Origin of the sequence: Oerskovia sp. Root22, from assembly GCF_001429135.1 — a bacterium.
In the GTDB taxonomy this organism is placed as follows: Bacteria; Actinomycetota; Actinomycetes; order Actinomycetales; family Cellulomonadaceae; genus Oerskovia; species Oerskovia enterophila.
In genome coordinates, this window is sequence record NZ_LMIL01000012.1 from 18,883 (window position 1) to 44,266 (window position 25,384).

General features: G+C 71.0%; 21 protein-coding genes. 10 read left to right on the plus strand and 11 right to left on the minus strand.

What is annotated here, in order from left to right; genetic code table 11:
• Window positions 1-10 precede the first annotated feature (10 nt).
• Genes ASE15_RS17875 through ASE15_RS17885 form a run of 4 tightly spaced genes read right to left on the minus strand, consistent with a single transcriptional unit; the run spans window position 11 to window position 3,025 of the window.
• On the minus strand, window positions 11-283 hold the full coding sequence (locus ASE15_RS17875) for a YHS domain-containing protein (RefSeq protein ID WP_056648326.1): 273 nt from the start codon (window positions 281-283) through the stop codon (window positions 11-13).
• Between the two features lie 47 nt (window positions 284-330).
• Entirely contained in the window at window positions 331-2,601 is a 2,271-nt protein-coding gene (locus tag ASE15_RS17880; RefSeq protein ID WP_056648323.1) for a cation-translocating P-type ATPase, read from the minus strand.
• 47 nt (window positions 2,602-2,648) lie between these two features.
• A complete protein-coding gene (locus tag ASE15_RS20980; protein ID WP_157257447.1) occupies window positions 2,649-2,804 on the minus strand; it encodes a hypothetical protein in 156 nt (51 codons plus the stop codon).
• Window positions 2,805-2,812: 8 nt separating this feature from the next.
• The gene (locus ASE15_RS17885; protein WP_056648319.1) at window positions 2,813-3,025 is read right to left on the minus strand and encodes a heavy-metal-associated domain-containing protein; all 213 of its coding nucleotides are present in this window, start codon (window positions 3,023-3,025) and stop codon (window positions 2,813-2,815) included.
• Window positions 3,026-3,312: 287 nt separating this feature from the next.
• Here ASE15_RS17885 and ASE15_RS17890 point away from each other — a divergent pair, with 287 nt between their 5' ends.
• Window positions 3,313-4,743, plus strand: a complete 1,431-nt coding sequence (locus ASE15_RS17890) for an MFS transporter (protein ID WP_056648316.1) — start codon at window positions 3,313-3,315, stop codon at window positions 4,741-4,743.
• Between the two features lie 220 nt (window positions 4,744-4,963).
• On the opposite strand, the gene ASE15_RS17895 is transcribed toward ASE15_RS17890, so the two are convergent.
• Window positions 4,964-5,647, minus strand: coding sequence for a rhomboid-like protein (locus tag ASE15_RS17895; protein ID WP_056648312.1), 684 nt, complete (start codon window positions 5,645-5,647; stop codon window positions 4,964-4,966).
• A 475-nt stretch (window positions 5,648-6,122) separates the two neighbouring features.
• Here ASE15_RS17895 and ASE15_RS17900 point away from each other — a divergent pair, with 475 nt between their 5' ends.
• The 3 genes from ASE15_RS17900 to ASE15_RS17910 all read left to right on the plus strand — a co-directional run bounded on the left by ASE15_RS17900 (window position 6,123) and on the right by ASE15_RS17910 (window position 9,291).
• Entirely contained in the window at window positions 6,123-6,617 is a 495-nt protein-coding gene (locus ASE15_RS17900; protein WP_056648309.1) for an FBP domain-containing protein, read from the plus strand.
• 95 nt (window positions 6,618-6,712) lie between these two features.
• A complete protein-coding gene (locus tag ASE15_RS17905; protein WP_056648305.1) occupies window positions 6,713-7,120 on the plus strand; it encodes a VOC family protein in 408 nt (135 codons plus the stop codon).
• A 134-nt stretch (window positions 7,121-7,254) separates the two neighbouring features.
• Complete coding sequence (locus tag ASE15_RS17910; RefSeq protein ID WP_056648299.1) at window positions 7,255-9,291, plus strand: beta-galactosidase; 2,037 nt, start codon at window positions 7,255-7,257, stop codon at window positions 9,289-9,291.
• A gap of 218 nt (window positions 9,292-9,509) precedes the next feature.
• Here ASE15_RS17910 and ASE15_RS17915 read toward each other — a convergent pair whose 3' ends face one another.
• Both ASE15_RS17915 and ASE15_RS17920 read right to left on the minus strand, forming a co-directional pair.
• Window positions 9,510-10,850 carry a glycoside hydrolase family 30 beta sandwich domain-containing protein gene (locus ASE15_RS17915; RefSeq protein ID WP_056764836.1) on the minus strand — a complete coding sequence of 447 codons (1,341 nt, stop codon included), beginning with the start codon at window positions 10,848-10,850 and terminating at the stop codon, window positions 9,510-9,512.
• Between the two features lie 127 nt (window positions 10,851-10,977).
• The gene (locus ASE15_RS17920; RefSeq protein ID WP_200955915.1) at window positions 10,978-12,279 is read right to left on the minus strand and encodes an MFS transporter; all 1,302 of its coding nucleotides are present in this window, start codon (window positions 12,277-12,279) and stop codon (window positions 10,978-10,980) included.
• A gap of 307 nt (window positions 12,280-12,586) precedes the next feature.
• Here ASE15_RS17920 and ASE15_RS17925 point away from each other — a divergent pair, with 307 nt between their 5' ends.
• The 6 genes from ASE15_RS17925 to ASE15_RS17950 all read left to right on the plus strand — a co-directional run bounded on the left by ASE15_RS17925 (window position 12,587) and on the right by ASE15_RS17950 (window position 19,714).
• A complete protein-coding gene (locus tag ASE15_RS17925) occupies window positions 12,587-13,231 on the plus strand; it encodes a TetR/AcrR family transcriptional regulator (RefSeq protein ID WP_056648294.1) in 645 nt (214 codons plus the stop codon).
• A gap of 156 nt (window positions 13,232-13,387) precedes the next feature.
• Window positions 13,388-14,911: a glycoside hydrolase family 43 protein gene (locus tag ASE15_RS17930; RefSeq protein WP_056764839.1), complete on the plus strand. Its 1,524-nt coding sequence runs from the start codon at window positions 13,388-13,390 to the stop codon at window positions 14,909-14,911.
• Window positions 14,912-14,987: 76 nt separating this feature from the next.
• Entirely contained in the window at window positions 14,988-15,911 is a 924-nt protein-coding gene (locus ASE15_RS17935) for a PhzF family phenazine biosynthesis protein (RefSeq protein ID WP_056764841.1), read from the plus strand.
• A gap of 67 nt (window positions 15,912-15,978) precedes the next feature.
• Window positions 15,979-17,427 (plus strand): sugar MFS transporter, encoded by a 1,449-nt coding sequence (locus ASE15_RS17940; protein WP_157277275.1) that lies wholly within the window; start codon window positions 15,979-15,981, stop codon window positions 17,425-17,427.
• Window positions 17,428-17,690: 263 nt separating this feature from the next.
• Window positions 17,691-18,404 (plus strand): LytTR family DNA-binding domain-containing protein, encoded by a 714-nt coding sequence (locus ASE15_RS17945; RefSeq protein ID WP_056648283.1) that lies wholly within the window; start codon window positions 17,691-17,693, stop codon window positions 18,402-18,404.
• Window positions 18,401-19,714, plus strand: a complete 1,314-nt coding sequence (locus tag ASE15_RS17950; protein WP_056648280.1) for a sensor histidine kinase — start codon at window positions 18,401-18,403, stop codon at window positions 19,712-19,714. Before ASE15_RS17945 ends, ASE15_RS17950 begins: the two co-directional genes overlap by 4 nt.
• Window positions 19,715-19,990: 276 nt before the next feature.
• Here the strand turns inward: ASE15_RS17950 and ASE15_RS17955 are convergent, their stop codons facing one another.
• The 4 genes from ASE15_RS17955 to ASE15_RS17970 all read right to left on the minus strand — a co-directional run bounded on the left by ASE15_RS17955 (window position 19,991) and on the right by ASE15_RS17970 (window position 25,073).
• The gene (locus ASE15_RS17955) at window positions 19,991-21,019 is read right to left on the minus strand and encodes a glycosyltransferase family 2 protein (RefSeq protein WP_056764845.1); all 1,029 of its coding nucleotides are present in this window, start codon (window positions 21,017-21,019) and stop codon (window positions 19,991-19,993) included.
• A 14-nt stretch (window positions 21,020-21,033) separates the two neighbouring features.
• A complete protein-coding gene (locus ASE15_RS17960; RefSeq protein WP_235534539.1) occupies window positions 21,034-21,897 on the minus strand; it encodes a hypothetical protein in 864 nt (287 codons plus the stop codon).
• A complete protein-coding gene (locus ASE15_RS17965) occupies window positions 21,894-24,293 on the minus strand; it encodes a glycoside hydrolase family 3 C-terminal domain-containing protein (protein ID WP_056764847.1) in 2,400 nt (799 codons plus the stop codon). The genes ASE15_RS17960 and ASE15_RS17965 overlap by 4 nt, the downstream gene beginning before the upstream one ends.
• A gap of 102 nt (window positions 24,294-24,395) precedes the next feature.
• Window positions 24,396-25,073: a hypothetical protein gene (locus tag ASE15_RS17970; RefSeq protein ID WP_200955890.1), complete on the minus strand. Its 678-nt coding sequence runs from the start codon at window positions 25,071-25,073 to the stop codon at window positions 24,396-24,398.
• Window positions 25,074-25,384: the final 311 nt, after the last annotated feature.

A 25,384-nucleotide genomic window follows, 5' to 3' on the forward strand; every position in this document is an offset into this window, starting at 1 on the left:
GCGTCCGCCGCTACGCCACGCCCGCGGCGTACCGGGCGGGGTCCGCGTCGAACGCAGGCCCGCACCCGGCGCAGCAGAAGTAGTACCGCTCGCCCTCGTGGTCGCGATACAGGCCCGCCGCTTCGGCAGCCTTCTTGCTGACCGCGCTCCCGACCATGACCGGGCAGGTCGTCATGTCGTCGCTCGCCGCTCCGGGAACGGTCTCGGAGCCTGTGCCCGCCACGTCCGGGTCGGCCGTGCCGGTGCTGCAACAGCTCGTGGGCGCCGGGGGTTCGTTCGTCATCGTGGGTGATTCCCTTCGTGGTTCCAGTGGGTGTGAGGGTCGGGGCGTCACGGTCTGGCGACGCTCCGGAACCCGCGCAGGCGCAGGCTGTTGCCGACGACGAAGACGCTCGACAACGCCATCGCCGCCCCTGCGAGCATGGGGTTGAGCATGCCGAGCGCCGCGACGGGGATGGCCGCGACGTTGTAGGCGAAGGCCCAGAAGAGGTTGGTCTTGATCGTCCCGAGCGTCTTGCGGGACAGGCGGATCGCGTCGACCGCGCTCCGCAGGTCGCCGCGCACGAGCGTGATGTCGGACGCCTCGATCGCGACGTCGGCACCCGTGCCCATGGCGAGCCCGAGGTCGGCCTGGGCGAGGGCGGGGGCGTCGTTGACGCCGTCACCGATCATCGCGACGGTCTTCCCCTCGCGCTGGAGGCGGGTCACCACGTCGACCTTGTCCTTCGGGAGGACCTCGGCGATGACCTCGTCGATACCTACCTCCGCGGCGATCCGCCGGGCGACGGCCTCGTTGTCGCCGGTGAGCAGCACGGGGGTCAGCCCGATGCCCTTGAGCTGCGCGATCGCCTCGGCGCTCGTCGGCCGGACCGTGTCGGCCACGACGAGGATGCCTCGCGCCCGACCGTCCCACCCCACCGCGACGACCGTCTTGCCCTCGCCCTCGGCGCGGGCCTTGGTGGCGGCCAGACCGTGGCTCAGCTCCTGCGACCACTCGGCGAGCAGCGACTCGCGGCCCACCAGGACGGCATGGCCGTCGACGACGCCCTGCACGCCCTTGCCCTCGACGTTCGCGAAGTCCTCGGGTGTCGGCAGGGCACCGACCTCCTGCGTGGCGCCCTTGGCGACCGCCTGAGCGATCGGGTGCTCGGACGCGTCCTCGAGCGCGCCGGCGAGCCGGAGCAGCTCGGCACGATCGACCCCGGGCTCGACGAGCACGTCGACGAGCGTCATCCTGCCGGTCGTGACCGTGCCCGTCTTGTCCAGTACGACGGTGTCGATCGTGCGGGTGGACTCGAGCACCTCCGGGCCCTTGATGAGGATGCCCATCTGCGCGCCGCGGCCGGTGCCGACCAGGAGAGCGGTCGGTGTGGCGAGCCCCAGGGCGCAGGGGCACGCGATCACGAGGACCGCGACCGCCGCGGTGAACGCCGCGGTCACGGGGAACCCGGCGCCCAGCCAGCCCCCCAGCGTGAGGGCCGCGACCACGATCACGACCGGGACGAACACGCCGGAGATCCTGTCGGCCAGACGCTGCACCTCGGCCTTGCCGGTCTGGGCGTCCTCGACGAGCCGGGCCATCTGCGCGAGCTGCGTGTCCGACCCGATCCGGGTCGCACGGACCACGAGCCGACCGCCCGCGTTCGTCGTGGCGCCGGTGACGGTGTCTCCCGCGGAGACCTCGACCGGTACCGACTCCCCGGTGAGCATGGACTCGTCCACGGCGGACGTGCCGGTCACCACGACGCCGTCCGTGGCGATCTTCTCGCCCGGGCGGACGACGAACTCGTCGCCGACCTGCAGGTCCTCGACGGGGATCTTGGTCTCGACCTCTCCGCGCAGGACCGAGACCTCCTTCGCGCCGAGCTCGAGCAGTGCGCGCAGAGCCGCGCCGGCCTGCTTCTTGGAGCGCTTCTCGAAGTACCGGCCGGCGAGGATGAACATCGTGACCCCGGCCCCCACCTCGAGGTAGATGTTCGCCGCACCGTCGGACGGTGCCAGCGAGAGCTCGAACGGGTGCGTCATGCCCGGGGTGCCCGCGGTGCCGAAGAACAGCGCGTACAGCGACCACAGGAACGCCGCGGAGGTGCCCATCGAGATCAGGGTGTCCATCGTCGCGGCGCCGTGCTTGAGGTTCACCCACGCCGCCTTGTGGAACGGCCAGGCCGCCCACACGATCACGGGCGAGGCGAGCGCGAGCGACGCCCACTGCCAGTACGTGAACTGCCAGGCCGGGACCATGGCCATCGCGATGACCGGCACGGTCAGCACGACCGCTCCGATCAGACGGTGGCGCAGCGAGGTCAGCTCGGGGTCGTCCTCCTCACCTCCTCCTGCGGGTCCTCCGTCCTTGCGCCCGCCTCGGGGCGCGGGCAGGGCGGCGGTGTACCCGGTCTTCTCGACCTCGGCGATCAGCACCGCCGGGTCGTACCCGTCCGGGACCGTGACCCTGGCCTTCTCGGTCGCGTAGTTCACGGTCGCGACCACCCCGTCGAGCGTGTTCAGCTTCTTCTCGATCCGCATCGCGCAGGACGCGCAGGTCATCCCACCGATCTCCAGCTCGACCCCTGTGGTCACGCCCGCGGGCGCTGTTGTGCTCATGTGCAGCTCCTTCTCTCGACTGGTGGGAATGGGTCGGGCCCTTTGGGTCAGGGGCCCTGCGGGTGCGAGACGTCGCCGTGCCCGCCCGTCTCGGTCCCCCCGTTCCAGCCGGCCACGGCACTCTCCGGCACGACGGCGCCGGCGACGCCGAACGCGCTGCCGAAGGCCACGACGAGCCCGAGCCCGTAGAGGGTCAGTCGCACACCGGTCCTCATGCCGATCGCACGGCCGAGTAGCCGGCCTCCTCGACCGCGGCCAGGACCTGCGCGTCGTCGACGGGCTGGGGTCCCGTCACGACGAGCCGACCCGTCTGCGCGCTCACCTGGATGTCCTCGACCCCGGCGACCTGTCCGACCTCCTCGCGGATCGACAGCTCGCAGTGGCCGCACGTCATGCCCGACACCTGGTACTCGTTCGTGGCCATCGCGGAGCCTCCCTCTCGTGAATCGATACCCCCACCGGGTACCTCTGGACCGTGAATGTATACCCCTTGGGGGTATAGCGCAAGCACGACCCTCCCCCGGGGCTCGCGACAGGGAAGCGCCTCGAGCGATCAGCGAGGACTGGACGGTCAGATACCCCTATGGGGTAGTTCCAGGTCGAGCCGGAAGCCGCTCATCAGCGTGTTCGCCCATCCTTGACACCCATACCCCCTATGGGTATAGGTTCTGCGACGCCGGGCCCGCCGGCCGTTCCTCAGGAGGAGAGCTCATGTCTACCCATCCACCCCTGTCGCCGACGAAGCGGTGGCTCGGCCTGGCGTTGATCGCCACGGCGCAGTTCGTCGTCATCATGGACACGTCGATCATCGGCGTCGCGCTGCCGGACATCCAGAGAGATCTCGGGTTCACGCCGGAGTCCTTGTCGTGGGTGTTCAACGCCTACGTGGTCGCGTTCGGCGGCCTGCTCCTGCTGGGCGGCCGCCTCGCCGACGTGTTCGGTGCCCGGAAGATCTTCGCGCTGGGCTGGGTCGTGCTGATCGTCGGATCGATCCTGGCGGGAGCCGCGAGCAGCATCGGGCTCGAGATCACGGGCCGCGCGATCCAGGGCGCCGGTTCCGCGATGATCGCGCCCGCCGCACTGACCCTGCTGATGATGCTCTTCGGCGGGAGCCGTGACCTCCCCAAGGCCTTTGCGGTCTACGGCGCAGCGGCTCCGGTCGGAGGCAGCGCCGGGGTCTTCCTCGGAGGGGTCCTCACCGAGTACGCGAGCTGGCCCTGGGTCTTCTACGTGACCGTGCCGATCGCGGTCCTCGTGCTCGCGTTCACCGCGACGACGCTCCCGCGCACCCCCCGGAAGCCCTCGGGCTCGATCGACGTCGCCGGGGCGCTCACCGTGACGGCCGGGCTCGCTGCTGTCGTCTACGCCGTGGTCAACGCCCCGGAGGTCGGCTGGCTCACCGCACCCACCCTCGGCGTGCTGGCCGGAGGCATCGGCCTGCTCGGCATCTTCTTCGTCATCCAGGCACGAAGCCGCAACCCGCTGCTCCGCCTCGGGCTGCTCCGCGCTCCCCAGCTCGGCGCGGCGAACGGGGCGCAGCTCCTGCTGGGGGCCGCGTGGGTCTCGATGTGGTTCTTCCTGAACCTCTACCTGCAGCAGGTCCTCGGTGCGAGCTCCTTCGCGGCGGGCGCTGCGCTCCTCCCGATGACCGGTCTCGTCGTGCTGGTCATGCTGGCCTGGGCTCCGCGGCTCCAGCAGAGGTTCGGCGCGCGGTCGCTCGTCGTGACGGGCCTCCTCCTGCTGGCGGCCGGACTCGTGTGGCTCTCGTTCGTCCGTCCTGACGGCAGCTACGTGGTCGACGTCCTGCCCGCGTCGCTCCTGGCAGCGCTCGGCATGTCCCTCGCGTTCGTCCCCTCGCTCGGCACCGCCATCAACGCCGCACCCGCGGCCGAGACGGGCGTCGCGTCGGGCCTCGTGAGCACGAGCTATCAGATCGGTTCCGCCCTCGGGCTCGCGGCGCTCACGGCCGTCGTCCACGTCGTCTCCGGTACCGACCCCTCACGGGTCGACCTGACCCAGGGGTACTCCGCGGCGTTCGTCGGGGCGGGAGCCCTCGCCCTGGTCGGAGCGGTCGTGACGGCCGTCGCGATGTCGAGGCCCCGCGTGCCCGTCGCCGCGTCCGACGGAACGATCGGCCGCTAGCCGCCGGCTCCGCGACGAAGGTCGCAGGGCGCCTCGCACGACGGCCGAGCCCGCTCGACGCCGGGGTCCGGGTCCACACGGCAGAGATGCCCGGTGGCCCCGGGCCGCGGCCCCCGCCCGGCCCACCAGGTCCGGGAGCGGGCGGGCGGCCCGCAGCCACCCGCCCGGCCGGGCCACCCCACCCGGCCGGGCCACCCGACGCCAGATCCCCCGAGCAGGGTCACCGTCCTGGGATGTCGCCCGCCCACCCGGCCGCCTGCCGCGTCCGCCCCGCGACGAACGCGACGGTGAGCCCGATGACCAGCGCGGTCGTGTGCCCCACCGCCGTGAAGCTCCGCGCCAGGAACCCGGGGCCGACCCAGTACACGACGACGAACGCGATCCACCACCAGCGCCACCGACGCGGCACCACCACGGTGAGGAACCCCATCACGGTCGCCATGACGTAGCTGACCCCGACGTCGTCGACCCTCGCGACGCCCGGGTTGACGAACCCGTGGAAGATCCCTGTCGTCAGGACCATGGCCGTGAAGACCGTCGCCCCGACGTGCCCCATGAACCCGACCGCGAGCGCCCCGAGCCGACCGACGAAGCGCTGTGCGTAGGCCAGCACCACGAGGAGCTGGACCACCAGGAGCACCTCGCCCGCGCTCGAGATGACGAACGCGCTCGCGAGGAGCACCGAGAAGGGGCGGTCGCGGAGGTTCGCAAGGTTGGTGCTCGTGTCCTCCAGGACCTGGTCGCGGGTCCCCTCGGGGAGGAACCACAGCACGGCCGCGACCACGAGGACCACGGAGCAGTAGGCGATCGCGAGGTCGGCCCGGCGGACGGTACGCCACACGTCGGTCAGCGCGTGGCGCACGAGCTGCGGGGCGCTCGCGCTCCCCGTCGGGGCGTCCGTCATCTCGCCACCGTACGTCGGGGCGGGCCGGCGAGCGCTCCGAGGGTGCCCCCGCCCGCCCGCCGCCCGCGGTCGCCCGGCGCGACCACGACGGAGGGTGACCGATATCCCCTGGGGCTGCTCCGCCGTCGGGCGTACCATCGACGGAGAGCTGTGCCGTGGGACGAGCCCACGGCCACCTGATCTTGGAGCGCATCACGATGCAGCGAGGAAGCGGGGCGGCCGTCCTGGCCTGCTCGGGCGCGGGCCGGACGCCCGCCCAGCACGCCTGACGCCCCACGGCGCCACCCCCGACGGACCGCACGGTCACGTCGGCCGATCGGCGTACCTCGGCGGACGTCCCGTCCCCCGGTGACTTCGTGTCGCCGGACGGACCGGCCCCCTCCTGCCGTCGCTCGACGCACGCACCTGCCGACCCTCGTCGGCCGAGCAGCGCGCCGCGCTCACGACGGCCCCTCCGTACGAGAGTGGTAGAACCATGAACCCCCTGACCGAGAAGCAGATCCGCGCGTCCTTCGTGAACGCCTCGCGCCGTGAGGCGTCCCAGCTCACGCTCCCCTCCGACCTGGCGGACCTGCGCTGGGACCGCCTCGACTACCTCGGATGGGTCGACCGCAAGGCGCCGCTGCGCGCCTACGTCGTCCTGACCGTCGACGACGCCCTGGTGGGTCTCGCGCTGCGCGCCCCCGAGGGCACGGCGTCGCGTCGCCGCGCGGTGTGCGCGTGGTGCGAGGACGTCATCGCGACCGACGACGTGTCGCTGTACGTCGTGCGCCGCGCCGGCACGGCCGGTCGCAACGGCGACACGATCGGCACCCTGATCTGCACGGAGTTCGGCTGCTCCAGGAACGTGCGCCGCAAGCCGACCATCGTCGAGGCCGGGCAGGACCCGGCCGGGCTCGTCGAGCGACGCATCGCGGGCCTGCGCGAGCGGTCCGTGAAGTTCACGCGCGAGGTCCTGCGCGAGGTCTGACCGCGCGCGGTCATGTTTCGCGGGCCGGTGCCGGGCGTCCGGCACCGCCCCGCGGTCGCCACACCCGGGACACCTGTCGCGGCTAGGCTCCCGTCATGCTCCGCCTCGAGAACGCCACGTACCTCGTCCACGACCTCGACGACGCCATCGCCTTCTTCACGGACGCGCTCGGCTTCACGCTGCGCCAGGACGAGACCTTCGAGGGCGGGTGGCGCCGCGTCGTCGTCGGCCCGGGTGCCGGGACCGACGCGGACGGCGAGGGCACGGGCCTGGTCCTTGCCCTCGCGACGTCCGACGACGCGCGCGCCCGCGTGGGGCGGCAGGCGGGCGACGAGGTCGCCTTCTTCCTCCAGACCGACGACTTCGCGGCCCAGCACGCGCGCATGCTCGCGCACGGGGTGCGCTTCCGCGAGGAGCCCCGCCACGAGGCCTACGGGACGGTCGCGATCTTCGAGGACCTGTACGGCACGGCGTGGGACCTCATCCAGCCGCCGCACGCCTGACCTGCCGCACGGTGGGACGCTCTCGCCCGCGGTCACCCCACGGTTTCACTACCGAGTAGATACTCGGTAGTGTCGGTCGTGGTGCCACGGCCCCCGACGACGTGGGGCACCGGCCACGCGACGAAGGGTGAGAGATGGACAAGATCTTCTACGGCACGGCCTACTACGACGAGTACCTGCCGTACGACCGCATCGCCACGGACACGACGATGATGACCGAGGCCGGGCACACCGTGATCCGCATCGCGGAGTCGACGTGGAGCACGCTCGAGCCCCAGCCCGGGGTCCTGGACTTCTCGCACGTCGACCGCGCTCTCGACGCCGCGGCCCGCGCCGGGCTCGACGTGATCGTCGGCACCCCGACCTACGCCGTGCCCGCGTGGCTCGTCGCGTCCTACCCCGAGGTGCTCGCCGAGACGAGCACGGGCCGCGGGCGCTACGGCGCGCGCCAGATCATGGACATCACGCACCCCGCGTTCCGGCTGCACGCCGAGCGCATCATCCGTGCGCTCGTGGACCACACGGCGCAGCACCCCGCGGTCGTCGGCTTCCAGCTCGACAACGAGACCAAGTTCTACGACACCGCGTCGCCCGCGGTGCAGCGCTCGTTCGTCAAGCACCTGCGCACGCTGTTCGACGACGACCTCGGCGCGCTCAACGAGGCGTACGGGCTCGACTACTGGTCCAACCGCGTCGACGCGTGGGAGGACTTCCCCGACGTGCGCGGCACGGTCAACGGCTCGCTCGGCGCAGCGTTCGACCGCTACCGCCGCGGGCTGGTCGACGAGTACCTGGGCTGGCAGGCCCAGATCGTGCGCGAGTACGCGCGCGACGACCAGTTCCTCACGCAGAACTTCGACTTCGACTGGTCGCCCGGCTGGTCCTACGGCCTGCAGCCCGCGGTCGACCACTTCAGCGCGGCGCGGACGGTCGACGTGGCCGGGGTCGACATCTACCACCCCACGCAGTCGCGCCTCACGGGCAAGGAGATCGCGTTCGGCGGCGACATGACCCGCTCGATCAAGGACGGTGCGAGCTACCTCGTCCTCGAGACCCAGGCGCAGGGCCAGATGGGCTGGCTGCCCTACCCGGGCCAGCTCCGCCTCCAGGCCTACAGCCACCTCGCGTCCGGCGCGTTCGGCGTCATGTACTGGCACTGGCACTCGATCCACAACTCGTTCGAGACGTACTGGAAGGGCCTGCTCTCGCACGACCTCGAGCCCAACCCCACGTACGAGGAGTCGGGGGTCGTCGGGCGCGAGTGGGCCGAGCACGGCCAGTCGCTGCTGCACCTGCGCAAGACGAACCGTGTCGCGATCATGGTCAGCAACGAGGCCCTCACCGCGCTGCGCTGGTTCACGCTCGAGACGGGGTTCATCGACGGGGTCTTCGGCTCGTCGATCGGCTACAACGACGTGCTGCGCTGGGTCTACGACGCCCTGTTCGACCTGAACGTCGAGGTGGACTTCGTCCCGCCGCACGTCGAGGACCTCTCCCAGTACGCGATGGTCGTGACACCCGCCCTGTACACGACCCCCGAGTCGACCCTCGCGACGCTGCGCGCGTACGTCGAGCAGGGCGGCCACCTGGTCTCGACGTTCCGCACCGCAGTCGCCGACGAGCACGTCAAGGTCTGGCACGACCGCGCGCCCCACGGGCTCACGGACGTGTTCGGCATGACCTACAACCAGTTCACGACGCCCGACGGCGCCCGCCTCGCCCCCGCAGGCCGGCTCGCCGACGCGGTCGACGGCACGCCCGAGGCCCGGACGCTGCTCGAGCTCCTGCGGCCCGAGGGGGCCGAGGTCCTCGCGACCTACGACCACCCCGCCTGGGGCGAGTACGCCGCGATCACGCGCCACCGCTTCGGTGGGGGCACCGCGACGTACCTCGGCACCATGACCGAGCCCGAGGTCCTGCGCGACGTGCTCGGCGCCCTGCTGCGCGACGCCGACCTGTGGTCGTGGCCCCAGGACCTCGCGGGTCGCGTCACGGTCCGTCGAGGCACCAACAGCCGTGGCCGGGAGCTGACGTACCTGCTCAACTACTCGGCGAGCACGGTCGAGGTCCCGTCCCCGGTCACCGCGACCTCGGTGCTCGACGGCGCCCGGGTCACCGAGGGCGACGTGCTCGCCGTCGGGCCGTGGGACCTGGTGGTCCTCGAGGGCTGACCCCGCCGCGCACGACGCCCGACGGCGAAGGCCGGTCGCCCCTCCTGCGGGAGGGGCGACCGGCCGTCGTGCTCCGCGGCCGTGCCCGGTTTCCGCGGATGTCCGGCCCCCCGCGGGTTCCCGACGCACGGTCAGGTGCACCGTTGCGCAGGGGCGCGCGGCGCCGGGCACGGCTCCGCCCTCCGCCCCGGCGGGGACGGAGGGCGGAGGGTGGCCCGTCAGGCCGGGACGACGAACGTGTTGAGCGAGCGCGGCGCGAGCGTCGCGGTGAACGACCGCGACCCGTCCTCGGGGTCGGTGAACGAGAACTGCTCGGCGCGGTCGAGCGCGTTCTGCACGACCACGGCCACCGAGCCGTCCGGGTTCTCGTAGGCCGACCCCTGGGCCGCGAACCGACCCGTGGTGCCCAGCCGGACGGCGCCGGGGCGCACGCCCGCGCTGTAGTGCTTGAGCACGTAGTACTCCGGGTTCCGGGTGAACGTGCGCGCGGCCGGGTCGACCGTCACGAGCGAGTTCTGCGGCCAGCCCCACGTGCTCAGCCCGCCGGGCTCGAGCGCCATGTTCCAGTACGTGTATCCCGTCGCGCCGTGCTGCAGGTAGTGGCGCACCAGGTGGAAGACGTACTCGGCGTCCTGCCACGCGTTGTCGCCGAACCCGCACTCGGACTCGGTCTGCATGATGTCGAGCTCGGGCCACGCCTCGTGCGTGCGGGCGATCGCGTGCTGCCCGGCCCACTGGTAGCCGACGCCCGCGAGATGACGGCGGGCCTCGTCGTCGAACAGGATGTTGTCGACGAAGCGCGCGTAGTTCGTGAGCTTCTGCCCGGCGGCCGTGAACGCCATGTCCTCGGGGCCGTTGAGCGTGCCCAGGTAGATGTCGACGTCGAGCCCCGACGCCTCGACGACCGGGCCCAGGTGGTCGCGCACGAACGTGCGCAGCTGCTCCGAGCTCCACACGCACGACGGGAACTTCTGGTCCGCGAAGACCTCGTTCTGGATGTGGACCTGGTCCACGCGGATCCCCCGCGCCGCGTACTCCTCCACGAACCGCACGAAGTAGCGTGCGTACGCGTCGAGGTTCTCGGGCGTCATGACGAGCGTGCCGAAGTTGTACGCGGGCGGGTTCTTCATCCACGTGGGCGGGCTCCACGGCGAGCAGTGCAGCACCATGTCGTCCTGGTAGCGCTGCGCCTGGCGGATGTAGGGGATGACCGCCTCCTCGTCGCGCTCGACGCTGAAGTGCTCGAGCGCGAGGTCGCCGGGCACCTCGTCGTAGCTGTACCAGGACGACGCGAAGTCGTTGGCCCCGATCGCCGACCGGTTGACCCGCAGGTTGAGCTCGTCGGGGTGGAAGAGCTCGCGGTAGACCTGCTCCTGGTCCGCCTCCGAGAGCGAGGAGATCGCGCGGTACCCGAGCTCGTTGAACGTGCCGCCGAACCCGCGGATCGGTCGGCCGCGCGCACCCGTCAGGGTCAGTCCGCGGTCGGCCGTCGCTCCGGGGGTGGGCTCACCTCCGTCCTGCCAGCGTGCGTCGTCGGTCGAGGTCACCCAGGTGGTCACGTCGTTCTCCTCAGGGATCGGGCGGGGCGGGCCCAGCGGGCCCGAGCGGGCAGAGCAGTGGTGCGGCAGTGGTGCGGCAGTGGTGCGGCAGTGGTGTGGCGGTAGGGCGTGGCGGGAGCGGGCAGGCTCAGCGCACGCTCTTGATGCGCGTGATGAAGAACGCGCCGAGCAGGGCCGCGACGATCGAGACCGGGAAGACGAGCGAGTAGCTACCGGTCGCGACCACGAGCGCCGAGGTGACGAGCGGGCCGACGGTCTGCCCGGCCGTCGTCGAGAGGTTGAGGATGCCGAGGTCCTTGCCGGCCTCCTCGTCGTTCGGGAGGACGTCGACGTTGAGGGCCTGGTCCACCGAGGTGTAGACGCCGTAGCCGAACCCGGCGATGCCCGCGAACAGGAACATGCCCATGGGCGAGGGCCAGATCCACGGCATCGCGATACCCACCGCGAAGAGCACGCTCGAGACCACGACGGGCAGCTTGCGGCGCCCGATCCGGTCCGAGATCGGCCCTGCGACCACGGCGCCGAGCAGCGAGACGACGAGCAGGATGCCGGACATCGTGGCGATCGTGACGGCCGACTCCGCGACGGTCTGACCCACGTGGTCCTGCACGATGTAGAGCTGGTAGGCCATGATCATCTGGTAGCTGACCAGCATGAACAGGCGCCCCGCGAACGCGAGATAGAAGTCCGGGGCCTTGCGCGGCGGACGGAACGAGAGCAGCAGCTCCTTGAGCCCGCCGGCCGCGGGGGGCAGGTCCTGTGCCGAGCGCTCGCGCGGCCAGACGACGAGCGCGACGACCGCGCCGCCGATCATGAAGGCGCCACCGAGCACGAACCCGGGCACGGCGTTGGTGATGAACAGCGCGCCGACGAGCGAGCCGAGCGGGGCACCGGCCGCGAGGCCACCGCCGTAGAACGCGGACATGGTGCCGCGCAGGCTCTTGGGCACGCGGTCTGCGAGCACCGCGACCGCGGGGGCGAGCATCATGTTGAGGCCGACCATGCTCAGGCAGTAGGCCAGCGTGATGAGCCCTGCGCTGGGCAGGAAGCCGACCAGGGTCAGCGAGACGCCGCCCAGGACGGCGCCGCCGAGGATCCAGGGGGCGCGGCGGCCGAACCGGCTGCGCGTGCGGTCCGAGAGGTTGCCGAACACGAGGTTCGACACGAGCGAGACGATCGCCGTGATCGCGCTGATCGACCCGAGGAGGGTCTCGGGCGACTCGACGCCGATGTCCCGCAGACGCTGGGGCAGGAGGACGGCCGCGACGATCTGGAGGCCCACGATCCACAGGAGGCCGAACGCCAGGAAGCCGGCGCCGAACCGGAGGACGCGGCCGCGCGTCAGGGGGCGCCCGGTGTCGGGAGCAAGATCCTCGGTCATGCTCTGCGCCGAGGGGTCGTCCACCGTGACGACGGGGTGTGCATCCATGTCAACCTTCTTTGGTCGAGGCAGCTCGTTCTGCCGTTGGCGCGGGGTCGGACAACTCCACGCCGAGCCGTCGATACCCGGTACGGAAGAGCCTTACCGAGTACCTACTAGATAGAAGGGAACGTAGGACTCCCCCGGCGAGGCTGTCAACTCCCCGAGCGCCCCGAGGTGCCCCGCGGAACGGCCGGCTCCACATCGCGAGACACCCGCCGTCACCCGGCTCTCCACAGACGGCCGGGCGCCGCAGGGCCCACCTCCGCGGCCCCCTGCCCTCGGCCCTGACCTGCGGGTGCGCTAGCGTCAGGGAATGCCCAGCACCACGCAGGAGACCCCTCGCCGCCGCGTCCGCCTGACCCCTGACGAGAGGCGTGCGCAGATCCTCGAGGCCGCCGCGCGGATCGTCGCCGAGAAGGGCTTCTACGGTCTGTCGCTCCAGGACGTGTGCGACGCCGTCGGGCTCTCCCAGCCCGGCCTGCTGCACTACGTGCGCAACAAGGAGGGGCTGCTCCAGCTGCTCGTCGAGCAGCGGTACGACCGCCGCTTCGACCCCGACGACTTCATCGCGACGGGAGACCCCGCCGCGACCCACCCCGACGGCGTCTCGCTCCCCGCGTACCTGCGCTACCTGGTGCGGAACAACGCGCGCACCCCCGAGCTCATCCGCCTCTACATGGTGCTCGGCGCCGAGGCCGCCTCGCCCGAGCACCCGGCCCACGAGTACTTCTCGCAGCGCCCCGACGGCGTGTGGTGGCTCTACTCGCAGACCACCTGGCGCCTGCCCCCCGAGGTCGGGCCCTGGGAGGACCAGCGCGGCCTGGTCGAGATGTGCATCGAGGCCATGGACGGGGTCCAGGTCCGGCTCTTCCGCGACCCGCCGGTCGAGCTCGAGGACCAGTGGGCCCGGTTCGAGCAGGTCCTGTTCCCCTCGCCCGTGTGGGACGACTACCGCTGAGGAGCCGCACACCAAGCGTTACCGGTCGGTAGGCTTTCGGGGTACGCTACCGAGTAACCACTCGGTAGGAATTCAGGTCGAGGTCGACCGTGGCACGTCGCCGACGACGGTCGGGCTCACGCCTGCGCCTGCTCCCCACCACCGAAGGACCGCTCCGTGCGCAATCCCCTGATCCCTGGCTTCCACCCCGACCCCAGCGTGTGCCGCGTGGGCGACGAGTACTTCATCGCGACGTCCACGTTCGAGTACCTCCCGGGCATCCCGATCTTCCGGTCGACCGACCTCGAGCACGTCGAGCTCCTGACCCACGTCGCGGTGCGCGACGGTCAGCTCGGCACGACCGGCGTGCCGACCGGCGGAGGCACCTGGGCCCCCACGATCCGGCACCACGACGGCAAGTTCTACCTGGTCGTGCCGGACATGATGGGCACGGGGCGGGGCAACGTCCTCTTCACGGCCGACGACCCGGCCGGCCCGTGGTCCGACGGGGTCGTCATGGACGTGTTCGGCATCGACCCCGACATCGCCTGGGACGACGAGGGCACGTGCTACATCACCATGTCGGGCCTCGGGTTCGAGGAGGACGGCACGGCGGTCCACCTCGGCATCACCCAGGTCCGGCTCGACACCGAGACAGGGGCCGCGCTGAGCGAGCCGCGCCCGCTGTGGTCGGGCACGGGCGGCATGTTCCCCGAGGCGCCGCACCTCTACCAGGTGGGCGACCACTGGTACCTCATGATCGCCGAGGGCGGCACCGAGCGCGGGCACGCCGTGACGATCGCGCGCGGCCCGTCGCCCGAGGGGCCGTTCGAGGGGTGCCCGCACAACCCGCTCGTCACGGCGCGCGGTTCCGACCGCCCCGTGCAGAACACGGGCCACGGCGACCTGGTCCAGCTTCCCGACGGTTCGTGGGCCATGATGCTGCTGGGCACGCGCCCGCGCTCCATGACGCGAGCGTTCGCCCCCATGGGCCGCGAGACCTTCATCACCCCCGTGACCTGGGACGACGAGGGGTGGCCGCACGCCGAGCCCGTGGTGCTCGACGAACGGCACGAGCCGGTCGAGCACACGGTCACCTTCCCGTCCGACGCGCCGTCGTCGCTCGACGGGTTCGACGGCGAGGTCGTCGCCGTGCGCGCCTTCCCCCGGGACGTCGCCGACCTGGAGGCCCGCCCGGGGTGGGCCCGGCTGCGCGGCACGGGCGAGGGCATGGAGGCGACCCACCCGACCTTCCTGGGGATCAGGCAGGTCACCGAGGCCTGCACCGTGACCACGACCGTCGACGTCTCCGAGGGCGCGGGCGGCCTGTCGATGCGCTACGACGAGAGCTCGCACCTCGACCTCGAGGCGACGACCGACGTCGTGACCCTGACGATGACGGCCCGCGGCCTCGCCCAGTCCTGGAGCCGTGAGCGCACCAGCCCCGACGAGCCGGCGCGCCTGCGCATCGTCGCGGACCCGCCGCTCGTCGGCAAGGCCGTGCTGGGCGCCTCGTGCGACCGCCTGCGCGGCGAGGTCTGGGAGGACGGCGGGTGGGTCGAGGTCGGCGGGGTCGACGGCGCGTTCCTCTCCTCGGACTTCTGCGAGTCGTTCACCGGTCGGGTCGTGGGCCCGTACGCCCGCGAGGGCGTCGTCGACGTCGCCGAGATCGCGTACGCCGGTCAGGACGTCGTGCGCTGAGGCACACGACACCCGCGCCGGGTCGGCGGTTGCCGACCCGGCGCGCCGACGCGGGCCGGGCGGTAGCGTCGGACGCATGACCCTTCCGCCCCGGAACCGCCCGTTCTCGCAGGTCGACGTCTTCACGACGACCCCCTACCGGGGCAACCCGGTCGCGGTGGTGCGTGACGCCGTCGGGCTGGAGGACGACCAGATGGCCGCGTTCGCCCGCTGGACCAACCTCTCCGAGACCACGTTCCTGCTCCCCCCGTCCGCCGAGGGCGCGGCCGCGGGAGCCGACTACCGCCTGCGCATCTTCACGCCCGCGGGCGAGCTCCCGTTCGCGGGGCACCCGACGCTCGGCTCGTGCCACGCGTGGCTCGCAGCGGGCGGGACGCCGCGCGAGCCGGGGGTCGTGGTCCAGGAGTGCGGGATCGGCCTGGTGCCGCTGCGCCGCGATGCGTCGTCCGCCCCGCCCGACGGCGGAGCCGCCCCGGGTGGTCGGCTCGCCTTCGCGGCGCCCGGCCTCCTCACGGACGAGCCCGTCGACCTCTCGACCCTCGCTGCGATCACGCGCGCGCTCGGTCTCGAGGCGCGCGACGTCGTCGACCACCGGTTCCTCGACAACGGGCCCGGGTGGCGCGTGCTCCTGCTCGGCTCGGCCGAGAAGGTCCTCACCCTCGACCCCGACTTCACGGGGCTGGGCGACCTGGCGATCGGCGTCGTCGGGCCGTACGCCGCGCTCGGCGACGGGCGCTACGACGGACCAGACGGCGCGGCGGTCGAGGTGCGCGGCTACGCGCTCGACATGGGCATCCCCGAGGACCCGGTCACGGGAAGCCTCAACGCGGTCGTCGGGCAGTGGCTCATGCCCGACGGGCTGCTCCCGCAGGCGTACGTCGCGAGCCAGGGGACGGCGCTCGGGCGGGCCGGGCGCGTCCACGTGACGCGCGACGACTCGCAGACGGTGTGGGTCGGCGGCGACGCCGTGACGTGCATCGAGGGGACCGTGCTGCTCTGAGCCCGGCGTCGTCCCGCCCAGGGAAACAGTGAGAGAGCGCGATCCCACGCGGCATAGAGTTCATCCAATGTCAGGAAACCTTGCAGTCGGTCGCGCCCGCTGGTCGTTGATGGCGCTCTTCGCGCTCTTCGGCATCGTGGGCACGAGCTGGATGACGCGGCTGCCCTCGATCCGCGACGCGCTCGGGGTCTCCTCGGCCCAGCTCGGGCTGATCCTCATCGTGGGCGCGGTCGGCGCCCTGTTCGCGGTGGTCTCGACGGGCGCGATCGTGTCCCGGTTCGGCAGCCGCAGCACCCTCGTGGCGGCCACGGCCCTCAACCTCGTGGCCCTGCTGCTCGTCGCATGGGGCACCGCGGCGGGCAGCGTCGGCATCTTCGCGGTCGGCGCCTTCCTCAACGGCGTGAGCGGTGCGCTCATGAACGTGCCCATCAACCTCAACGGCGCGCTCGTCGAGCAGCAGGTGGGGCGCGCGATCCTGCCGCACTTCCACGCGGCCTTCTCGATCGGTGCGGGCGCGGGCGCCCTCGTGGGTGCAGCGTTCTCCGCAGCCCACATCCACATCTCGGTGCAGCTCGTGATCGTCACGGTCGCGGTCGCGGTCGCGCGCGCCGTGACGATCGGACCCGCGACGGTGTTCGCTCCCGAGCGTCGGGCCGGTGCCACGACCACGCCGGGCGTGAGCCCGGCCGACCTCGAGCACGACCTCGCCGAGTCCCCCGCGGGCGGTGCGACCGAGCCCGCGGTGTCGGGGGCCGTCGTCGACGCGGCGGACGGCGCGTCCGGCGCGGAGGCATCGCGAGCCGCCGCCGGAGCCGCCTCGGCCGGTGCGACCGGGGGCTCCGACGGTGGCAGCACCGCCCGAGGCGCCCGGGACGTCCGGGCCACGGCGCAGAAGCCGCCCCGGCGCGGCGCGGGCATGCGCTCGGCCCTGTCCGCGTGGCGCGAGCCGCGGACCATCCTCATCGGCCTGGTCCTGCTGGCTTCGTCGCTGTCCGAGGGGTCGGCGGGCAACTGGCTCTCGATCGCCATGGTCGACGGTTTCGAGGTGCGCGAGGCGGTGGGCGCCATGGCCTACGGGACGTTCGTGGGTGCCATGACCGTCTTCCGCTTCGCCGGGACGGGCCTCATCGACCGGTTCGGTCGCGTCACGGTGCTGCGTGCCTCGGGCGTCTCGGCCCTCGTGGGCCTCCTGCTGTTCGGCCTGGCCCCGCAGATCTGGCTCGCATGGTGCGGGATCGTGCTGTGGGGCTGCGGCGCAGCCCTGGCCAACCCGATCGCGATCGCCGCGGCGTCCGACGACCCGCTGCGCTCGCCCGCACGCGTGTCCGTCGTGACGTCGTTCAGCTCGTTCGCCCAGCTCACCGCTCCCCCGGTGCTGGGCCTGCTCGCCGACGAGATCGGGGGCCGCTACGCACTCCTGACCATCTGCGCGGCCATGGTGCTGAGCCTCGCGCTCGCCGGTCAGGTCAGGCCGCTGCCTCGTGAGGCCAGGTCGCTCGTGCCCGAGCGCGCGTGACCGGGCCCGGGCGACTCGTGGTGCGCACCGCCGGAGCGGCCGGGCCTGCCGGGGTTGTCGGGCCCTTCGGCGGTGCCCGCACACCGCCCGACGACACGGTCTGACGGCCACTTCGGCGGGAGGCGCCGCACCCGGCGCGACGTCGGCCGCCCCACCGCCGAGCATCACCTCATGAGATGCCCGAATCCGCCTGTTCGCACGGATTCCAGCCCGTCCATGCTTGGTATCTTGGGGGGTCACCCCAGAGGAGGTCGAGCAGTCCAATGATCCGCATCGGCGTGGTCGACGACGAGTCGGCGAGCAGGCAGATCGTGCTCGATCACCTCGATCGCTACCAGGCGGAGAACGACGTGACGTTCGACGTCCGCACGTTCACCGACGGACGCGAGCTCGTCACGGGGTATCGACCCGAGTTCGACATCCTGTTCCTCGACGTCCAGATGAACGACCTCGACGGCCTGGACACCGCCCGGCACATCCGCACGCTCGACACGCGGGTCGTCATCGTGTTCGTCACCAACATGGCCCAGTACGCGATCCACGGCTACGAGGTCGACGCCCTGAGCTATCTCGTCAAGCCCGTCCCCTGGTTCGCGTTCTCCCAGGAGCTGCGCCGCAGCATCGAGCGCGTCCGGCGCAGCGGGACCGACTCGGTCATGCTGACCGTGAACGGCGAGCTGGCCCGCGTCGACCTGCTCGACGTCGTCTACGTCGAGAGCATCAAGCACCGGGTGGTCGTGCACGCGGTCGACCGGACGTACTCGTTCACGGGCACCCTCAAGGCGTTCGAGGCCGACCTCGGCGAGAAGGGGTTCTTCCGGAGCAACAGCTGCTACCTGGTGAACATGCGCCACGTGACGGCCGTCAAGCAGAGCACGTGCGTCATGCTCGGCGGGGACGAGCTCCAGATCAGCCGCCCGCGCAAGCGCGCGTTCCTCGATGCGCTCGCCGACCACGTCGGAGGGCACGTCGCGTGATCGGGGATCTCCCGACCGACATCCCCCGCGGTTTCACGGCCTTCGCCGAGTGGTCCGCGTGCCTCGTCTACATCCTGCTCCTGCGCAAGCGGTTCACCCCGCCGGTCCTGGCGCTGTCCCTCGGCCTGGGCCTGGGCCTCCTGTGGGCCGTCCAGACGTTCGCGGACGGGCTGCCGATCGCCCTGTGGACAGCCGGCATGGCGATGGCCGTGGCCGCGATGTTCGGCGTGGTCGTGGTGTGTGCCGACGTCTCGACGCGCGAGGCCGGGTACTTCACGGCGCGCGCGTTCGTGCTCGCCGAGCTGGTCGCGTCGCTCCACTGGCAGCTCTACAGCTATGCCGTGGACCAGGGCTTCACGGGGGTCGGCATCCAGGTGGGGCTGCTGGTCCTGGTGTACGGCGCGGCCTTCACCGCGGCCTACCTCATCGAGCGGAGACACTTCCCGCCCGACCAGCGACTCGAGGTCGACCGGCGCGGCCTGCTGAGCGCAGCCTCGATCGCCGCCGTCACGTTCCTCATGAGCAACGTGAGCTTCGTGAGCTCGAACACGCCGTTCAGCGCGCAGTTCGGTCCCGAGATCTTCTACATCCGCACGCTCGTCGACCTCGCGGGGTACGTCGCTCTCTATGCGCAGCAGGGGCAGCGGCTCGAGCTCCAGCGCGCGGTCGAGGTCGAGGCGATGAACCGGATGCTGCGCTCCCAGCACGAGCACTACCTGCACTCCAAGCGGAACATCGACATCGTCCACCGCAAGTACCACGACCTCAAGCACTTCGTCACGGCGATCCGGTCGGAGAACGACCCGGACGCGAAGGCGTCGTACCTCGACCAGCTCGAGGAGAGCATCCAGGGCTACGGGGCCCAGGTCGAGACGGGGAACCCCGTGCTCGACACGATCCTGACGTCCAAGACGGCACAGTGCGCCGAGCTCGGGATCACCCTGACGTGCGTGGTCGACGGCGCGGCACTGTCCTTCATGGACGCCATGGGACTGAGCGCGCTGTTCGGGAACGCGCTCGACAACGCGATCGAGAGCAGCGCGACCCTGCCGGACCCGGAGAACCGCCTCGTCCGCGTCGCGGTCTACACCCAGAACTCGCTCGTCCTGGTGCGCTTCGAGAACTACCACGTGGGCGACCTGGAGTTCGACGACGGGATCCCGCGCACCACCAAGGGCGACGCGCTCAACCACGGGTACGGCCTGCGGAACATGCGCCAGGTCGTCGAGGGCTACGGCGGGTCCCTCACGGTGCACGCGGAGTCCGGGTGGTTCGTGGTGCGGGCCCTGATCCCGCTCCCCGAGCGCTGAGGTCCGAGGCCCCTGATACGGGGCCGGGTGCCCAGGTGCCCAGGAGCCCAGGTCTCCTCCTCCGAGAGGAGGGTGGTGTTTTCGTGTAGCCACCACAATGGTGGTGGCTACACGAAAACACCACCGGGGGATCTCCTGCTGTCCGCCGGCCAAGGTCCCCACGCGTGGGCGTGCCGTCAGTTGAAGCCGATGACGCGTTGGGCGGTCTTGTAGGCCAGGACGGAGATGCCGCGTCCGGGGCGTCCGGGCAGGTTGGAGATCTGGTGCAAGGTCNCGTCAGTTGAAGCCGATGACGCGTTGGGCGGTCTTGTAGGCCAGGACGGAGATGCCGCGTCCGGGGCGTCCGGGCAGGTTGGAGATCTGGTGCAAGGTCGTGCGACGCAGGCGCCGGTACAGGGCGGGGTCCTGGGTGCGGACCTCGGCCCAGAAGGTGTCCTTCTTGGCCAGGGACTGGGGSGTKCCCGAGCGCAGCAGCAGCATCGAGGAGACCATGCTCACGATGTTGATGTAGTGCAGCATGTAGCGCTGCARGGCCCGGGGAGCGCTAGGGTCGGCGCGCACCGCGCGCAGGTGGTTCATCATGGCGCGGTTGATRCGCAGCTGTTGATCCACCCGCGAGATCATGACGTCCTCGTTGACGGACTGGTCCGCGCGCCCGATGTAGTACCGGTACAGGTCCACGTCSAGGTAGTACAAGGTCCGCACCGCGGGCAGCGGCGCGTAGGCGTAGAGGTTGTCGACGTAGAACGAGTGCTCGGGCAGGACCAGACCCACCTCGCGCAACAGGTCGGTGCGGTAGATCAACGAGTGCATCAAGATGTACTGCGACTTACGGAAACGTCCGACCTGGTCCCAGCCCATGACCCGGTTCCTGGGCAGCGCGTTGGTGTAACGCACCGCGGTCTTCTTACGCTTGTCGACCTTCTCGTAGACGAAGTTCGAGACCAGCACGTCCACCCCGGTCCCGGCCGCGGCGAACCCGCCCAACGTCTCCAGGACCCGGCGGTAGGCGTCCAGGTCGAGCCAGTCGTCAGAATCCACGATCTTGATGAATCGCCCCGACGCGTGCCCGAGCCCGGTGTTGATCGCCGCCCCGTGCCCACCGTTGACCTGATGGATCGCGGTCACCACCCCCGGATACGCGTCCGCGTACCGGTCCGCGACCTCCCCCGTGGCATCGAAGGACCCGTCGTTCACGATCAAGATCTCGACCAGGTCACCACCAGGCAACAACGACTCGATGCACCGCTCCATGTACGCCGCAGAGTTGTAGCACGGCACCACGATCGTCAACAGCTTGCTCATCAGGACAACACTCTTCAGACTTCCTGGCCCGCACGGGCCGACGACACATCCACCCCAGCAGACCCACCAGGCCCAGCCGGGTCAGGCATCTCAGCGGGCTCGGGCTCACGCTTGAAGATGACCTTGAAGATCGGGAAGAACACCCAGAAGGATAGAACGGCGTTGATCATCATCGTGACCATGTCGGCCACCGTCTCCCCCGTCTTACCCATCCCCCACGTGTCGATCAACAGCTCGTACACCGGCGCCTTGTACCACCCCTGCAACGCCGCCGCCGCGAACGTGATCACCACGTACGCCACCGTGTACCAGAACGCCGCCCGCCAGATGTTCGTGTTCGACTTGAACGTCACGTTGCGCTGAGCGAAGAAGTTGATCACCTGCGCGATCAACAACGTCACCTGCACCGCCAAGAAGTACGCCAACCCACCCCCACCCTCAGGCAACCCACCCGCGGCATAGTCGAACAGGTAGAACGGCGACCCATCCGGATTCGACCCCACCGCCAACACCTGAAAGCTCGTGTCCACCAACGACGTCATCCCGAACACAGCCTTGAACGCCGGCATCAACGCCAGCTGCAACACCGTCACACCATTGCTCAACACGAAGAACACCACGAACTGAGCCAACCCCGGCCGACGCTCCGCGAACGACGACCACCCCACCCGCAACCGACCGAACGCCGTCACACCATTGCTCAACACGAAGAACACCACGAACTGAGCCAACCCCGGCCGACGCTCCGCGAACGACGACCACCCCACCCGCAACCGACCGAACATCCGGGGCTTGCCCCCGGAGAGCGGGGTCTGGGCCGTGGTCGTCGACGTCGTCTCCGGGGTCGGCGTCGGGGCCGCCTCCGTCTCGCCGCTCATCGGCGCGCCAGCTCGGAGCGCATGCGGCGGGTGGACCGTCGGTTCCGGAAGAACGCCGAGACGAGGTCTCCGACGCCCCGGAAGAAGCGGCCGTTGACGATCGTGACCAGCGCGGCGGCCATGTCCATGCTCACGGCGCCGTTCGTCATCTTCGCGATGGCGCGGAACGGCATCCCGCGCAGGAACAGCAGGTTCAGGTCGGGGGTGCCCTTGGCCTCGGCGCGGGCGATCCGTCGCGCCAGCTCGCGGTATGCGAGCCGGGCCAGGGGGCTGCGCGCGTGCTCCAGGTCCGACAGGGGGCTGTTGACCCCGAGCGGCCCGGTCGCTCGGCCCCTGGCTGCCAGCGGGCGACCCAGGAGGGAAGCGAACACGTCGTCGGGCACGTCCGTGACCGCACCGGTCCGGTACTGCTGCGGCACGGCCGTCGCGGCAGCGCCGGGAGCGGTTCCCGTCAGGACGTGCTCGGCCGCGAGCAGCACGGTCTCGACGTCGGAGCCGACCTCGAGGGACCACGTGCCGCCCTCGGTCTCCCAGGTTCCCGTCGCCGTCGAGAAGTGGCGGAAGGTGAAGCGGTCGAACGCGATGCGCACGCGCTGAGACTCCCCCGGCTCGAGGTGGACCTTCGCGAAGCCCTTGAGCTCGCGCACGGGGCGGTGCACGCCGTCGGTCTCCCGTCGGCCCACGTACAGCTGCGCGACCTCGGCTCCCGCGACGTCCCCCGTGTTGGTCAGGGTGAACGTCACGCCCTCGGCGTCGACCTCGAGGTCCGCGTACGCGAACGTGGTGTAGCTCAGCCCGAACCCGAACGGGAAGGCCACCGGCGCACCGACGCTCGAGTAGTAGCGGTAGCCCACGTAGGGGCCTTCGCGGTACTCGGCGTCGACCCCCTCGCCCGGGTAGTAGCGGTACGTCGGGGTGTCCTCGAGCCGGACGGGGTACGTCTCCGCGAGGCGACCGGACGGGTTCACCGCACCGGTCAGCACCCGGGCCACCGCCTCGGCGCCCCCCTGCCCGCCGAGGTAGCCGTGGACCAGGGCGGAGCACTGCGAGAGCCAGGGCACCTCGACGACCGAACCTGCACTGAGGACGACGACGATCCGGCTCGTGACCGAGGAGATCCGCGCCAGGAGCTCGACCTGGCTCGAGGGAAGCCGCAGGTGCGAGCGGTCCTGGCCCTCGGACTCGCTGATCTCGTCGAGCCCCAGGTAGAGCAGGACGACGTCGGCCGACCGGGCCGCGTCGACGGCCTCGGCGACGAGCGTCGGGTCCGACGCCCCGCCGCGCGTGAAGCCCTGTGCGGTCGCGACGACCTCGAGGTCGGAGCCGGCGAGCGCGTCGAGCGCCGTCGTGAGCCGGGTCGGGTTGACGACCGAGGAGCCGGCCCCCTGGTAGCGCGGCGTGGACGCGAAGTCGCCCACGACCGCGACCCGGGTGCCCGCGGCGAGCGGCAGGATACGGTCCTCGTTGCGCAGCAGCACGGCGCTCTGCTCGGCAGCGGTGCGCGCGAGCTCGTGGTGGGCGTCAGGGTCGACCTCGCGGCTCGCTCCCCCGATCCGGCTCACGAGGACCTTCATCTCCTCGACCCGCGCGTCGAGGTCGGCCAGGTCGAGGTCGCCTCGACCGACTGCGTCCACGATCTGCGCGGCGGAGTCGAGCCCCGGCGACGGCATCTCGAGCGTCCCGCCGCGACGCACGGCCTCGACCGCGTCGTTGCCACCGCCCCAGTCGGTCACGACGGCCCCGTCGAACCCCCACTCGTCGCGCAGGACCTGCTGGAGCAGGAACGGGTTCTCGTTGGCGTAGGTGCCGTTGAGCAGGTTGTAGCTCGACATGATCGAGTACGGCGCGGACTCACGGACGACGACCTCGAAGCCCGTCAGGTAGATCTCGCGCAACGTCCGCTCGTCGACCACGGAGTCGCTCGTCATGCGACGCAGCTCCTGGCTGTTGGCCGCGAAGTGCTTGGGGCAGGCCGCGACGCCGCGCGACTGGATGCCGCGCACGTAGCCTGCCGCGAGACGTCCGGAGAGCAGCGGGTCCTCGGAGAAGTACTCGAAGTTGCGCCCGCACAGCGGGCTGCGCTTGACGTTGAGCCCCGGACCGAGGAGCACGTCGACCCCTTGGTCGGCGGCCTCGGCACCGAGCGCCTCACCCACGGACCGCGCGAGCTCGGGGTCCCAGCTGTTGGCGACCGTGGCCGCGGTCGGGAAGCAGGTCGCGGGCTGCGAGGCGCCGAGACCGAGGTGGTCGGCCGAGCCCGTCTGCTTGCGGACGCCATGAGGCCCGTCGGACAGCCACAGCGTCCGGATCCCGTGCCGCGGTACCGCACGTGTCTCCCAGACGCTCTCCCCGCTCAGGAGTGCGGCCTTCTCGAGCGTCGTCAGTTCTTCCGTCATGGTCTGCTTCCGTTCGCCCCGCGGCACGTGTGCGGCTCGCGGGTGTACTGGTGTGGTTCTGTCTCGCCTGCTCGTCCGGACGGTCCGGCGCCGGGACGGGGACTACGTCGCGTGGGCAGGGACCCGCTCGACGGCGTCCGGCACCGGGCCGGAGTCGCCGTCACCGTCGCTACCCGGCCCGGGCTCCTGCCTGAAGATGATCTTGAGGATCGGGAAGTACACGACGACCGAGATCAGCGCGTTGACGATCATCGTGACGACGTCGGCCCCGGCCTCCCCCGTGCTGCCCCAGCGCTCGACCATGAACTGGTAGATCGGGTCCTTGTAGAACCCTTGGAGCGCTGCGGCGGCAAAGGTGATGACCACGTACGCGACCGTGTACCAGGCCGCCGCGCGCCAGATGTTCGTGCTCGACTTGAAGGTGATGTTGCGCTGGGCGAAGAAGTTGATGACCTGGGCGACGAGCAGGGTGATCTGCACCGCCAGGAAGTAGGCGAGCCCCCCGCCGCCGTCCGGCAGCGCCCCCGCCGCGTAGTCGAAGATGAAGAACGTCGAGCCGTCGGCATTCGTGTTCACGGCGAACGCCTGGAACGACTGCTCCACGAGCGGCGTCATCGTGAAGATCCACTTGATCAGCGGCATGAGCGCCAGCTGGAGCACGGTCATGCCGGTGCTCAGGAGCGAGAAGACGACGAACTGCGCGACGGCCGGACGCCTCTCCGAGAAGTCGTTCCACGACCTGAGCACGCGCGTCTCCCTGATGCCGTTCGGTCTGTCCACCTGCGTGTCTCCTTCGACTGTCCACGAGCTGTCGCAGGGACGAGGCCGCTCGCCCTCACCGTCGATGCGGAGAAGGCGTGGACGACGTCCCGGGTCGCGACCACCTCCGCGCAGGGCTGCGACGCCCGACGACCGGTGGGTGGCGCCCGAGGGCGACTGGTAACGAACTCATCACAGCCCACACCCGCCGAGGCGCCGAGCCGGTTTGCATAACCTGTCGGTTCTGGCGCACAAACTGTCGCGCGCCCCGGCCGGGGACCGACCAGCGACGCGTCCTCCTGGGGCCGGGCGCAGGGGAACCACGGCGGTGC